This is a genomic window from Candidatus Zixiibacteriota bacterium, assembly GCA_040753495.1.
Taxonomy (GTDB): Bacteria; Zixibacteria; MSB-5A5; order GN15; family PGXB01; genus DYGG01.
The window spans coordinates 20,795-32,051 of sequence record JBFMEF010000042.1 but is presented as its reverse complement, the minus strand read 5'-3'; the positions used below and the strand labels follow the sequence as shown (position 1 = coordinate 32,051).

General features: G+C 50.5%; 21 protein-coding genes. All 21 read left to right on the top strand.

What is annotated here, in order from left to right; genetic code table 11:
* The first annotated feature begins 141 nt into the window (after nt 1-141).
* The gene (locus tag AB1690_02605) at nt 142-585 is read left to right on the top strand and encodes a helix-turn-helix domain-containing protein (protein MEW6014194.1); all 444 of its coding nucleotides are present in this window, start codon (nt 142-144) and stop codon (nt 583-585) included.
* A gap of 94 nt (nt 586-679) precedes the next feature.
* Nucleotides 680-982, top strand: a complete 303-nt coding sequence (locus AB1690_02600) for a hypothetical protein (protein ID MEW6014193.1) — start codon at nt 680-682, stop codon at nt 980-982.
* 24 nt (nt 983-1,006) lie between these two features.
* Nucleotides 1,007-1,147, top strand: coding sequence for a hypothetical protein (locus AB1690_02595; GenBank protein MEW6014192.1), 141 nt, complete (start codon nt 1,007-1,009; stop codon nt 1,145-1,147).
* On the top strand, nt 1,144-1,434 hold the full coding sequence (locus AB1690_02590) for a hypothetical protein (GenBank protein MEW6014191.1): 291 nt from the start codon (nt 1,144-1,146) through the stop codon (nt 1,432-1,434). The genes AB1690_02595 and AB1690_02590 overlap by 4 nt, the downstream gene beginning before the upstream one ends.
* Nucleotides 1,435-1,497: 63 nt before the next feature.
* Nucleotides 1,498-2,340 carry a PD-(D/E)XK nuclease family protein gene (locus tag AB1690_02585; protein MEW6014190.1) on the top strand — a complete coding sequence of 281 codons (843 nt, stop codon included), beginning with the start codon at nt 1,498-1,500 and terminating at the stop codon, nt 2,338-2,340.
* 26 nt (nt 2,341-2,366) lie between these two features.
* Nucleotides 2,367-3,278 carry a recombinase RecT gene (locus AB1690_02580; protein ID MEW6014189.1) on the top strand — a complete coding sequence of 304 codons (912 nt, stop codon included), beginning with the start codon at nt 2,367-2,369 and terminating at the stop codon, nt 3,276-3,278.
* A 36-nt stretch (nt 3,279-3,314) separates the two neighbouring features.
* Entirely contained in the window at nt 3,315-4,772 is a 1,458-nt protein-coding gene (locus AB1690_02575; GenBank protein ID MEW6014188.1) for a hypothetical protein, read from the top strand.
* A gap of 110 nt (nt 4,773-4,882) precedes the next feature.
* Nucleotides 4,883-5,404 carry a hypothetical protein gene (locus AB1690_02570; protein MEW6014187.1) on the top strand — a complete coding sequence of 174 codons (522 nt, stop codon included), beginning with the start codon at nt 4,883-4,885 and terminating at the stop codon, nt 5,402-5,404.
* Nucleotides 5,401-5,619, top strand: coding sequence for a hypothetical protein (locus AB1690_02565; protein MEW6014186.1), 219 nt, complete (start codon nt 5,401-5,403; stop codon nt 5,617-5,619). The genes AB1690_02570 and AB1690_02565 overlap by 4 nt, the downstream gene beginning before the upstream one ends.
* The gene (locus tag AB1690_02560) at nt 5,616-5,945 is read left to right on the top strand and encodes a hypothetical protein (GenBank protein ID MEW6014185.1); all 330 of its coding nucleotides are present in this window, start codon (nt 5,616-5,618) and stop codon (nt 5,943-5,945) included. The genes AB1690_02565 and AB1690_02560 overlap by 4 nt, the downstream gene beginning before the upstream one ends.
* Entirely contained in the window at nt 5,938-6,171 is a 234-nt protein-coding gene (locus tag AB1690_02555; protein MEW6014184.1) for a hypothetical protein, read from the top strand. Before AB1690_02560 ends, AB1690_02555 begins: the two co-directional genes overlap by 8 nt.
* The gene (locus AB1690_02550) at nt 6,162-6,557 is read left to right on the top strand and encodes a hypothetical protein (GenBank protein ID MEW6014183.1); all 396 of its coding nucleotides are present in this window, start codon (nt 6,162-6,164) and stop codon (nt 6,555-6,557) included. Before AB1690_02555 ends, AB1690_02550 begins: the two co-directional genes overlap by 10 nt.
* Nucleotides 6,554-6,943 (top strand): hypothetical protein, encoded by a 390-nt coding sequence (locus AB1690_02545; protein ID MEW6014182.1) that lies wholly within the window; start codon nt 6,554-6,556, stop codon nt 6,941-6,943. The genes AB1690_02550 and AB1690_02545 overlap by 4 nt, the downstream gene beginning before the upstream one ends.
* 59 nt (nt 6,944-7,002) lie before the next feature.
* The gene (locus AB1690_02540) at nt 7,003-7,440 is read left to right on the top strand and encodes a helix-turn-helix domain-containing protein (protein ID MEW6014181.1); all 438 of its coding nucleotides are present in this window, start codon (nt 7,003-7,005) and stop codon (nt 7,438-7,440) included.
* Nucleotides 7,425-7,679, top strand: a complete 255-nt coding sequence (locus AB1690_02535) for a hypothetical protein (GenBank protein MEW6014180.1) — start codon at nt 7,425-7,427, stop codon at nt 7,677-7,679. Before AB1690_02540 ends, AB1690_02535 begins: the two co-directional genes overlap by 16 nt.
* A 184-nt stretch (nt 7,680-7,863) precedes the next feature.
* Nucleotides 7,864-8,220 (top strand): hypothetical protein, encoded by a 357-nt coding sequence (locus tag AB1690_02530; protein ID MEW6014179.1) that lies wholly within the window; start codon nt 7,864-7,866, stop codon nt 8,218-8,220.
* Between the two features lie 133 nt (nt 8,221-8,353).
* The gene (locus AB1690_02525; GenBank protein ID MEW6014178.1) at nt 8,354-8,803 is read left to right on the top strand and encodes a hypothetical protein; all 450 of its coding nucleotides are present in this window, start codon (nt 8,354-8,356) and stop codon (nt 8,801-8,803) included.
* A gap of 34 nt (nt 8,804-8,837) precedes the next feature.
* Nucleotides 8,838-9,062: a hypothetical protein gene (locus AB1690_02520; GenBank protein MEW6014177.1), complete on the top strand. Its 225-nt coding sequence runs from the start codon at nt 8,838-8,840 to the stop codon at nt 9,060-9,062.
* Nucleotides 9,059-9,376 (top strand): hypothetical protein, encoded by a 318-nt coding sequence (locus tag AB1690_02515; protein ID MEW6014176.1) that lies wholly within the window; start codon nt 9,059-9,061, stop codon nt 9,374-9,376. Before AB1690_02520 ends, AB1690_02515 begins: the two co-directional genes overlap by 4 nt.
* Complete coding sequence (locus AB1690_02510; protein MEW6014175.1) at nt 9,354-9,833, top strand: hypothetical protein; 480 nt, start codon at nt 9,354-9,356, stop codon at nt 9,831-9,833. Before AB1690_02515 ends, AB1690_02510 begins: the two co-directional genes overlap by 23 nt.
* Before the next feature lie 61 nt (nt 9,834-9,894).
* Nucleotides 9,895-11,256 carry a replicative DNA helicase gene (locus AB1690_02505; protein MEW6014174.1) on the top strand — a complete coding sequence of 454 codons (1,362 nt, stop codon included), beginning with the start codon at nt 9,895-9,897 and terminating at the stop codon, nt 11,254-11,256.
* Nucleotide 11,257 lies beyond the last annotated feature (1 nt).

The window sequence follows — 11,257 nt, the reverse complement described above, 5'->3', positions numbered from 1 at the left end:
AGTATTTCCCAAGTGGGTAGAGGAAAACGGTCTACAATTGGGGGATGATATAGACGTGATACGGAAGCCAAACGACTCCAGTCTAATCCTCCGACCCGCTCCGAAAAAAGAAACCGTTCACTAATGTCTGGGGATACGTCCGTGAGCCCGTTAGAAATCCCTTCCGGCGATAATATAGCTAATCGCTCCACTTTGTCAAGCCCCAAAATGCGCGCGCCCATGCGCATCGTCCGGGGAAAGTATTACACCGTCGCTCAGGTGGCGGCGTTCTTCGGCAAGTCGGTGCAGACGATTTACGCCTGGATAAACGCCGGGGCGATACGGGCGACGAAGGTTCCCGGGCGGAAGACCTATATCTCCGGAGATGAAATTCACAACCGATTCAGCGGCCCGCTTCCGGAGATTCCCCATGAAACAACGAATCCAACTCCCGAGGAGATTTCGCGGATGAATGTCATCCGGAGAAACCGGAAGAAGGTTCTCTTGCAACTGCCAGCGGTTAAAGATGTGACCTTCGAAGACATTCTCCGCAAATCCCGGGAGATTAGAAGCGCCGAAAAACAGGAAAGGAGTGAATCAAGATGATAGCTCATTTTAAACTGCATGCCTATGCCGTTCTCTGGAGCGGAATTGCCCTGGGCATCGCTATCCGGCTGGCGTAAGGGTAGAGGTCAGTAAGATGAGGCTTCAAGACAAAGCGCAATTCATGCATGAAGAAGTGGCGGATGTTCTCAGCGATATCCGTCTTCTCGAGCGGCAGATACGGGGGCACCAGGAGACGCTCCGGTTGCTCTATAAGTCGCTTATGGCGACGGCGGAGTTAATTAAAAGCAATCTCAACGGGGAGCTTGAAAAATCAACCACGCCGGACAAGGAACAGAAAACATGGATAGTCGGCGGCGACATAGCGGTCCCGAACGGCCGGATAACTTCAAAGTCCGGAGCGATGCGGGAGCCGGAGAATATCGTTCCGCCGTGCTGAAACTTAAGCAAGAGGGGAGAATGAATGGAGTCATTGATAGGGTGGTTGCTGGCCGTCTGGTGGGCTATGATAATAGCGCTCGGACTGGTCGTCGGAGCGCCGCAGATTAAGAAAGCATATAGAGAGTTGATAGACATTATCAAAGGAAAGGAGATTAAGCTATGAGTGACGCGATTGAACTTCGCGGTGTGAGTGTGACCGGTGTGAAGCATAGGCTGGCCGGTCCGGCCGACGCCAAAATACCGGTGGTGGAAGTGACGCTGCGCTGTCGCCGCTCTCTTCAAGAGGCGGCTGACCTGCAGATGCTCTCGGAATGTATGGAGCAAGGCCCGGCGTACCGTCTGGAGATGCGCAAGATTCAGCTGGACCTGGAGCTTCCCGAGGGAGCGCAGCTGGATATTCAGGTGGGTCGCGGCAGGAGAAACAGAAAGGCGGCTGATTCGGTGCACTGAGAATCAACCGCCTGAAATCAATCAGATATCATCAACGCTTAAAAATAGGAGATGTTGGAAAATATGTCAAGAGTAAAATCAGATGAGACCTTCTCGGGCATCAAGCCCCAGCTTCATGTCTCCATGCTCAACATGCTCGCCAAATGTGGCATTCAATTTCAGCGGCGATACGGAGAACGATTTGGCATATGGGAGAAGGAAGAGGTCATCCCGCCCGGAATAGCGCTTCTTCTTGGCAGAAATGTCCATACCGTAGCCGAGCAGGATTTCCTCAATAAAATCAGCACCGGAGAGCTGCTTTCTTCTGAGGAGATAAAAGATATAAGCCGAACCGCTTTTGAATCTGAATGGAATGAGGGAGTGACACTCCAGGAGGAAGAAGCTATCGACCAGAAAAAGACCTATGGTGAGGCGGTCGACCGGGCCGTGGACCTTTCTCTGAAATATCACAGCACTCTTGCCCCCACGGTTTTTCCGGTTGAGGTTGAGAAGAAGTTTGTGATCGAACTGAAGGGGTATCCGGTCGACTTGGCTGGGCGCATTGACATCCTCGAGGATGATGCTGTCGGAGACATTAAAACTATGAGCAAAAATGAGCCCTCGGTCATGTCTCCCCAGATGGCTATGTACGCGACAGCCTTCAAAATGGAGACGGGAAGATTCCCGTCTAAGGTCTATCATCACAAGGTCATCAAAACCAAGACTCCCAAGACCGATATTGAGGTCCTAGCCCCGGGGCCATCCTGGATTAATCCCCTCTACCGCCGGATAGAGAGATTTATCGAAATATTGGACGCCGTTCGGGCAGGAAAACAGGCTCTTATGCCGGCAGACCCCCAGGGATGGATTTGTACTAAGCGCTACTGCGGATATGCTATTACCTGCAAATTCTGGAGTGGCAGATAACTGATAAATATGAAAGGTGAAATAAAATGACAGTCACAACAAAAGCGCTGACCCTGAAAGAGCGAATTGACAGTCCCGCCATCAGGGCCAGGTTCAATGAAGTGCTCGGGAAAAAAGCTGCCGGGTTTGTAAGCAGCGTTATATCGGCAGTAAAGGCCAATAGTCAGCTCTCTCAAATAGCGCCTGACAGTGTAATTTCGGCTGCCATGGTCGCGGCTACACTTGACCTACCCATAAATCCGAGTCTCGGTTTTGCGCACATCGTCCCCTATAAAGGACAGGCGCAATTCCAGATGGGATGGAAGGGATATTCGCAGCTGGGATTGCGGTCCGGGCAATTCTCTCGAATGAACGCCAGTCCAGTATACGAAGGGCAATTGATTCTCTGGGATAATATCACCGGAGACTTCAAATATGACCTCAGCAAAAAGGCATCCGAGAAGGTCATTGGGTATGTCAGTTATTTCCGGCTCACGAACGGATATGAGCATTATCTCTATATGACTGTGGAGGAAATTAAGGCCCATGCTGAAAGGTATTCGCAGGCCTATAAAAGGGGCATCGGTCCCTGGTTTGATACTTTCGAGGCGATGGCTCTTAAGACCGTTCATAAGCTGAATATTTCCAAATGGGCGCCAATGACTCAGGATATGGAATTAGCGCTCAGCTATGACCAGGGTGTCATTAAGAATCCGGTTACTCATTTGGCTGGAGGGGAAGAGGTCGTTATGGAATATCCTGATAATGGTCATAATGAAAGCGAGACAGGGCCGGCTTCTGCCTCTTCTGAGGAAAGCGGATTGTCGACCGAAAGCATGTCCGCCGGCGACCCGGGTACGCATCAGGGGCATGAGCCGGAGAAGAAACCCGCTAACGGAAGTGAGAAGCCGAACCCCGCAAGTATGCGGGGCAAGAAAACCGGAGACCTGGGCTTCTAACAATTAATCGAGAATAAACTCTAAGGAGATGTCAATATGAAGATCACGAAGATTACGATTCTGAAGTTCATGGGAATTTCGGAATTCAAAACGGCCAGGGTGGGGAAGATAAACCGTATCCAGGGCGGCAACGGTGTCGGAAAATCTTCCATCCTCAAGGCCATAACCGAGGCGATGAAATCCTCGGGCAAGGACCCGTTCTTGGTCGAGAAGGGGGCCGACCGGTCACAGATTCTAATAGAGCTTGACGGTGACATTCAAGTCGAGCGGACCATAACGCCGACCAGCAACGATGTCCGGGTGACGATGGAAGGCAAGGAAGTTGACCGTCCGGCGAATTTCCTCAAGGCTATATTGGGACCGACGGCCTTCAATTTCGACCCCACCCAGTTCCTCCTTCTCAAGGGGAGAGAGCGCACCGAGATGTTTCTCAAGTCGATTTGGTTCACAGTCCCGAAACCATCCCTTGAGAAAATTCTCTACGACCTCGGATGGCAGACCCCGGATGATGCCGGAATAAAGCTTGAGTCTTACGATTACGAGCAGCACGGGCTGACCGTCCTTAAGAAGGTGCAGTCCGATGTCTATAATCGCCGGCATGAGGTGAATCTTGAGGTCACCAGGCTGACCAAGGCTATCGAGCAGGACAGCCGGGACATTCCGGAGACAGTCAATCCGGAAGAGTTCAAGGGGTTCGACCTTCAGGCCGAGCTGGCGCAGTTGGGGAAAGAGACGGCGCTCATCAATCAGCATGAGGCCGACAAGAGGTCGCTCGAAACCAAGCGCCAGAGGGCGACTCAGATAATTTCTGAAATCGACGACCTCGAGCGGCGCCTGGCCGAAAAGCGGGAAGAATTGTCCCGCTTGCGAGATGAAGGTAAATCTCTGGCTGATAAGGTCAAGGAATTTGTCGCTCCCGATGTCGCCGCCAGGCAAAGCCGGATTAACCGCTACAATCAGAGCCAGAAGCTGCTTCTAAAGCTGGAGGAGATTGAGAAGCGGAAAGAGGCACTTGCGGAGAAAAAAGAGGAACATCAGTCGCTTGATGACCTTTATGTCAGCCTGACCACAACCGTTCCGAAGAGACTTCTCTCCCAGGTCAAACTGCCGGTTAATAATCTGGAAATCCGCGATGAGGAGATATTTCTCGATGGAGTTCCAGCCGACAAGCTCTCCGATTCGGAGAAGGTTGTCTTCGCGGTCGATATCGCCCGGAAACTGGCCGAGGCCGGGAAACTCCGGGTGATCTGCATCGACGGGTATGAGAAACTCGACGCCGACAAGAAGAAGATATTCGAGGAGACCTGCAAGGATGACGGTTTTGAGTATTTCATCACTGAGGTCACCTCGGGACCGCTCAAGGTGACAGCCGAAGAGGAGACGGCTGATAAGAGAGATGAAAAGAAGAAAGTTTCCCGCCTCCAGACATCTCCTTCGGGCAGCGCGGGTAAAGCCCCTGGACCAGCTGTCCGTTCGAATGAGGCGGGATTTTAACATGGCTGCGGGCAGGGTAAACCACAGGATTGTTGTCCCTGATTCAGTAGCAACCATCTTACTTCCCTCCCTGCTCGCGGCAGAGAAAATTAGTTTAAAGGAACTACACGATGCCTAAAAAATCTCTACCTCTCTCCGACACGGAAGTCTCAGTCAATAAGTCGATCGCAGAGATTATCGACATGCTGGAAAGCGCCGGGTTCGACCAGATTGGCCAGATCCGCAATCAGGGAAAGAATATGATTCTGGCCGGATATAAGGGAGCGCCGTTCCGCTGGGTGATTGACCCGCAGAAGATTGTCAATTCGCTTCTCAATTCCTATTCGGATATAACCCATCGCCGGATGAGATACGACAGTGCCTTCCATAAGCAGGTGACGGCAAATATTCAGGCTAAGGCGGAGAGGGTCGGTTGGCGGATTATGGCGGATTATGTGAAGGCGACCTGTATCTCCATTCTATACGATGTAAATACTCCAGCCGATGTCTTCGCCGGATTCCTGGTCGACAAGTCGGGAGAGACTATTGGTCAGAAGATAGGCCTGGCTGTAGAGTCCGGCCAGATTCAGAAGGATAGCAATCTAAATGAAATATTAAAATTGACGGCTTCGGTGGGAGAGGTTAAGGCATGAAAAAATCCATCCCCCAGAATATCACCCGCTGTCCTAAATGCCAGACGCTGCATATCGTCTACAGCCATCAGCTTCATGGCTGGACTTGCCTGGAGGCAAATTGCCGGACACTGGTTCCGGACCGGGCTTACTACCGCAAGATGCGCCGGCGCCGCCCTGGCAAGTTGGAGTTGGCGCGCCGCTGGGACGCCAATAAGTCGCGGAGGCAAGGATGAACTGGCAGATAGGATTTCCAAAGGAGAAATATGCCGACCCCTGGCTCTGGAAGAATTTCTGGAAGCATTGGGCGCTCTATCTGATAACATGGCGTCCCGGACAGTATCTGCTTGAGTTCACAGTTCTCATTTTTCGATTTCGGGTTCTATTCGGAGAGGCTAAGACATACGATGTTTCCGAGTGTCTCACCGGTTGGTACAGGCTCGCAATTGAGTTCTATACTATTGATAATCTGGTAACTCTATGTCTCAATATTCCCCTGGGCAAGTGGCGCAAGAAAAGAAGCAGGGTGGCATTTATGCAGATGGGGAGCAATAATGCTTGACCTTGGCCTGGAAGTCTACAACGCTGCCATGGAGGCGCTGGCGGGACAATCACGGTTTTTGAGTTTCTCCGAGAAAGCCTATGTCGCCTTCTGCCGGCATCTGTGGAAGATAGGGAAGGTTCGTCCGGGGGTAACGATTTTTGGGGTGCGGCCAAATATACCGCTCTTTGTGATTATAGACCATGTCCCGCGGCTCTATGCCAGAGAGGAGTTGCAATGGAATTGATACGGAATAAGGGGTCATTTACGACCACGACGTCGATGCGCATCGCAGGCCTGGATATTTCGCGTTGTCGATATATCGCCATTGATTTTGACGGTACATTGGTCACCAACAAATATCCGGACATTGGAGAGCCTATTCCGAAGAACATAGAAATTTTGAAGAGGCATCACCTCGCCGGCGACAAAATAATTATATGGACCTGCCGCCAGGGAAAGGAATTATCTCGGGCGGTGGAATGGCTCGAGGAACAGTCAATCCCTTTTGACTGGGTAAATGAAAACCCCGAGTTCGAGACGGGAAGCCGGAAAATCTATGCCGATATCTATTATGACGACCGGAACGGATTTATTTTTCCGGAAAATATAGGATTGGGGGAGGGGGCATGACGCCCATTAGACCAGAAATGAAGCCGCTCTATCCGGAGAACTGGGACATTATTCGCGAGGTCATTCTTCAGCGAGCGGGTAATTGTTGTGAATTCTGCGGCGTTCGAAATCATTTCATCATATATCGCGATCGCCAGGGAAAAGCCTATTATACCGACCCCAATCAGCGGTTCAATAAATATAGTTGGGGCAGGGATGGTGTAAGACACAAAAACATTAAGGTTGTCCTCACTATTGCGCATCTCAATCACGACCCCCGGGACAATCGGCCGGAGAACCTGGCAGCCCTCTGCCAGCGGTGCCATAACCGGCACGATGTCAAGGACAGAATGAAAAATCGCAAGGCCCGGCTGCATCAGGTCCGAGCGGTGGGAGATTTGATATGACTATTGCACACAAAGGCCGGATGTTGATAAGCGGGAAGGCTGTTAGGTGTTCAGATACGATGCGCAAAGAGACAGCCAAACTACAGGTTCGCTTCCTGGTCGTTATAAATCAGATTCCGTTTTATCTACGTGGCCGGGAATTTGAATATCTCGCCCGCCTGGCGGCACATCGGAAGCGGATTTACCTGCTACAGAGAGAAGACCAGAACAACTTCGTATGGCAGAAGCTGGACGGGTGGATGCATCTGGACAATCTGGTCGACCATTGCCCGGCCCTTCGGCATAATGTCTCCCGCTATATCTACCGTTTGCGGAAGGCGCTGGGGAAATTCGGCGAAGCAATCGAAAACGACAAAAAGCGGCATTATCGATTAAACTGGCCGGGGGAGAATATCGATTTTGACAGTAAGGAGATCCGGAAATATCCCTACCGGGCCATTATGGATATCGGATTGGCCGACTGGAAGGAGCGTGAAAAGAGATGCATAAAGGCATAGACCATCTGCCCGATGACATATTCCGTTGGCCAGGGGATAATTCGCCCCTGGTCATGCTCTGCCAGGAGCAGCGGCTCCTGGACGAGTTTCGGAAGATTGGCCTTGAGGAGGGGAGCCGGTCATGGGAGGACTACCGTCGGGCAAAGGAGTATTTCTTCGCCGGCAGGGATAATGATTTTATACGCGGCCTGGAGTATGATTTCTTCGTGCATATCCTGGTTAATTATTTGAAACTGTAAGGAGGTCGAGGGGTGACTGTGACGACGTACGCCGATAACGACGGGGTGAGAATCGCCATAGCCGCCCGCAGGCTGGCGCAGGAGGCGCTGATATGAAAGAAAAGATTTACCTAAAAATCCCTGACGTGCCAAAAGGTAAGTGGCACTATTATCGTGAAGATAAAATTTCTCAGGAGGTATGACGATGTCTGACAAACCGACCCCGCAAGGCACTAACCTGCCCGCCGAACTGGCGGCGATTGTGGAGCGGGCGATGAAGGAATTTGGGAAATACTATACCATCGCCCATGCCATCCCACCGGATTTTAAACCGGCAGACGATATGATGCAAGATATCCTCATCTGCGCCGTGCAGGAGGCGGCGCAGTGGGGGAAAGAAGAACGCCGACCTGGTGGTCGAGGGGTGAATATGTATTGGTCAATAACATGTGAAATTCACGACTGGAGTGAGTGGGCTCCTATCATCGCATCATCAAATAGTTGCAAAGAAGTATATAGACAATGTCATAAATGTAAAATTATTCAATGGAGAAGGTGGTAATGCAAATCGTGAATCTTTGCCGATTTCTGCGAACAGTTGAACAAGGGGCGGGCGTGAACCGCATACTGACGGGCGAACTCAACGCCCAATACGTCCGGTTCGGCGGACACAAAATAAGACAGGGAGTGATGATATGAATGATAGAGTAACCTACATTATTCGATTCGAGAAATTCGATTGGAAACAGTGTTACTATAGAGAAGCAAAATTCAATCCATTACAAATAACAACTGCTATGATAGAGGGAGAGGTTCCTCCACCCAATCATTACACTGTTGACTATCGTCCAATGGATTTCAAGAATACACCGGGCAATATGCCTGGCCAGGTCGTCAGGTTTTTCATTCCCGATGAATGGTATAACAATTTCAAGGAGATTGCCGAGTCTTGGTATTACGAGGGGCATGAACAATACATTGGGGAGTTGATAAAAGATATTCAATGGCGGGATGATGCGATAGCTAATCATATCAACTTTTATCGAGACTTGATGATAAGTAAAAATCCATTGAAGATATTCAAGCGGGTTCTCGAATTGAGAAAGTCATCGAAAATGTTTTGGAAATTGAACCCGAAGGGATAACCCCGCCAGAGGCGGAAGGAAGGAGAGCGCAAAGATGTCAAATAGAATTGAAGCCCTACGACTGACGGCTCAATTCCTCTACACCCTGCACTATAAACAGCCGGAGAGTGAATTGGGCAAGATGTTCAAGACCTACGCTGACCTCTGCATCATAAATGTTCCCAACAAGTATCGCTTCACGAGGCAAGAAATAGCGAATATGAAGGAGGCTTCCAATAATAGACCGTCTCGCCCGGCTGGAAGGAGAGGTTCCCGATGAGCAATGACCTACCGCCCGAACTGGCGGCGATTGTGCAGAGGGGGATGAATCGATTAGACGAATACATTTATTTGCCATCCAAGTTCAATCCTGAAATGATTAAAAATATAGAAGAAATCTTCAATTTCGCCGTGCAGGAGGCGGCGCAGTGGGGGCGAAAAGAGGAAAATGAGAGTCGTAAGGCATCATGCAAACCGGTAGAATTGGAAGATTGCTTTGGCTCTGACCCCAACATTACAGGGGGGAAGACGGTTGATGAATTTTTGCGCGACCAAAGAGAGGAGACCCCCGATGAAAACGCTTCTAATCATTAGTCTGCTTCTGCTCGCGGCAATAGCCCGGGCGCAGTCAAGCGGGTCGGAATTTATCCTAGGATACTCAGCTCTAACATCCCGTTCTACCTGGGAGCCCGGCGGTTCCGTCCGGTGGATTATCCCCCGCGATTACCATGGGAACCTTATTCTTTCCTTGGAAGGCAACGCCAGCTATTCAACGGTGATGCTGGAGGTGGAATCGATTATCGGCAGAGGTTTTAGTCTGCTGACTGGACCGGTCGTTAGATTAGACCGGCAGAATTTTGAACCTTATATAGGAGCTCAGGTTCTTTTGACTAAAAAGGTTTTGCGAGACCAAAGCACCGATTTTCTAATTGCCGCAGGAGCTCGCCGGCACCCCGGAACGGCGGCTTCCCTCGGATTTATCGGTCAGGTTCTACTTCGGTTTGACATTGGTGGTGAAATAAAGAGCAGAAAAAATCTAAACAGTAATTAGTAGAAATTAGCACTTATTGGCAATAACGGACTATCGCGGCATGACAACAAAAGCAGCAGGGATGCGGCAAGAAAGGAAGACAAGGAGGTCTTCAAGGCAAAACTTTTCACAGAGTCCACCCCCGGCCTCCATAGACGCTGAACAGCAGATTCTTGGCTCTATTCTGATGGACCCGGATGCCATCAACGTCTCGGCCTCACTGATCCCTGGTCCGGAAGCCTTCTTCGCTCCCCCACATCAATATATCTATCAGGCGATGCTCTCTCTCTATGAAGAGGGTAAGCCCGTCGATATAACCATGACCACCGAAAAGCTTCAGGCCGACGGGCTACTCAACATCGCCGGCGGCCGGATATATCTTATTGACCTGATAGACGGTATCGTCACCACCGCCCATATCAAGCATTACATCGGAATTCTCCTTCAAAAATACCAACTGCGCCGGCTGGTCGAACGAGGCAATGAGATTATCGCACAGGCTTACGAATACGGAACCGAGCCGGCCGACGTGGCGCCATTGATTCAAGAAGCGGTAGATATTGTTTCGAGCTCAGGCAAAACGGCAACAATTGTCCGCGCGGCTGACATTATACCTGACCTCTTAAGCGAACTCGACGAGGTTAATCAAGGGAATAAAGAGTTAGGATTTAAGACTCATATTGACGACCTCAATAAAATTATGCGGTTCCGCCCGGGACAGCTTATTATTATCTCCGCCCGGCCGAGCGAAGGGAAAAGCGCCCTACTTCTGAACTTCTGCGAATATATCTCTCAACGGCTAAAGCAGAAAACCGTTCTTTTTAGTCTCGAAATGGAAGCCAAAGAAATATTCCTACGTCAGCTTCTCAGCCGCGCTCGTGTCTCCAGCCAACGTTTTATCTCCGACATTAACATCCAGGATAATCGTTGGTCTGAAGTTGTCTTGGCGGGCGACTACCTCAGTAAAGAGGGCTCAAATTTCCTGGTCTGTGACCAACCTGGATTGACCCCATTGCAAATTCGGGCCATCGCCAAAGAAGAAGACCGGAAAGGCAAAATTGGACTAATAGCGATTGATTATCTCACCTTAGTAACGCCCGACAACATCAAGAGGTCAGCTAACCGTGAACAGGATGTGGCGAATATGACGCGCTCTTTCAAGCTTTTAGCGAGGGAGTTTCGCGTGCCGGTTCTACTCTGTGCCCAGCTTAACCGGAATGTTGACAAGGGTGAAAAGCGGCGAAAACCCCGACTTTCGGACCTCCGCGAATCCGGCGCCATAGAGCAGGACGCCGATGTCGTCATATTCATCCATCATGACGGGGATAAAATCAACCGCAAGTGCTGCCTGATTGTCGATAAAAATCGCGGCGGGAGAACCGCGGAGGTACCGGTCGTTTGGGTGCCGGAATATGTGAGATTTGAGGGAGCTCTTGAGGAGTAAT

Excerpts from the sequence above, each read along its gene's own strand:
- AB1690_02600 (MEW6014193.1), top strand. The coding sequence starts at position 680 with ATGAGGCTTCAAGACAAAGCGCAATTCATGCATGAAGAAGTGGCGGAT.
- AB1690_02595 (MEW6014192.1), top strand. The coding sequence starts at position 1,007 with ATGGAGTCATTGATAGGGTGGTTGCTGGCCGTCTGGTGGGCTATGATA.
- AB1690_02590 (MEW6014191.1), top strand. The coding sequence starts at position 1,144 with ATGAGTGACGCGATTGAACTTCGCGGTGTGAGTGTGACCGGTGTGAAG.
- AB1690_02585 (MEW6014190.1), top strand. The coding sequence starts at position 1,498 with ATGTCAAGAGTAAAATCAGATGAGACCTTCTCGGGCATCAAGCCCCAG.
- AB1690_02580 (MEW6014189.1), top strand. The coding sequence starts at position 2,367 with ATGACAGTCACAACAAAAGCGCTGACCCTGAAAGAGCGAATTGACAGT.
- AB1690_02575 (MEW6014188.1), top strand. The coding sequence starts at position 3,315 with ATGAAGATCACGAAGATTACGATTCTGAAGTTCATGGGAATTTCGGAA.
- AB1690_02570 (MEW6014187.1), top strand. The coding sequence starts at position 4,883 with ATGCCTAAAAAATCTCTACCTCTCTCCGACACGGAAGTCTCAGTCAAT.
- AB1690_02565 (MEW6014186.1), top strand. The coding sequence starts at position 5,401 with ATGAAAAAATCCATCCCCCAGAATATCACCCGCTGTCCTAAATGCCAG.
- AB1690_02560 (MEW6014185.1), top strand. The coding sequence starts at position 5,616 with ATGAACTGGCAGATAGGATTTCCAAAGGAGAAATATGCCGACCCCTGG.
- AB1690_02555 (MEW6014184.1), top strand. The coding sequence starts at position 5,938 with ATGCTTGACCTTGGCCTGGAAGTCTACAACGCTGCCATGGAGGCGCTG.
- AB1690_02550 (MEW6014183.1), top strand. The coding sequence starts at position 6,162 with ATGGAATTGATACGGAATAAGGGGTCATTTACGACCACGACGTCGATG.
- AB1690_02545 (MEW6014182.1), top strand. The coding sequence starts at position 6,554 with ATGACGCCCATTAGACCAGAAATGAAGCCGCTCTATCCGGAGAACTGG.
- AB1690_02540 (MEW6014181.1), top strand. The coding sequence starts at position 7,003 with ATGCGCAAAGAGACAGCCAAACTACAGGTTCGCTTCCTGGTCGTTATA.
- AB1690_02535 (MEW6014180.1), top strand. The coding sequence starts at position 7,425 with ATGCATAAAGGCATAGACCATCTGCCCGATGACATATTCCGTTGGCCA.
- AB1690_02530 (MEW6014179.1), top strand. The coding sequence starts at position 7,864 with ATGTCTGACAAACCGACCCCGCAAGGCACTAACCTGCCCGCCGAACTG.
- AB1690_02525 (MEW6014178.1), top strand. The coding sequence starts at position 8,354 with ATGAATGATAGAGTAACCTACATTATTCGATTCGAGAAATTCGATTGG.
- AB1690_02520 (MEW6014177.1), top strand. The coding sequence starts at position 8,838 with ATGTCAAATAGAATTGAAGCCCTACGACTGACGGCTCAATTCCTCTAC.
- AB1690_02515 (MEW6014176.1), top strand. The coding sequence starts at position 9,059 with ATGAGCAATGACCTACCGCCCGAACTGGCGGCGATTGTGCAGAGGGGG.
- AB1690_02510 (MEW6014175.1), top strand. The coding sequence starts at position 9,354 with ATGAAAACGCTTCTAATCATTAGTCTGCTTCTGCTCGCGGCAATAGCC.
- AB1690_02505 (MEW6014174.1), top strand. The coding sequence starts at position 9,895 with ATGCGGCAAGAAAGGAAGACAAGGAGGTCTTCAAGGCAAAACTTTTCA.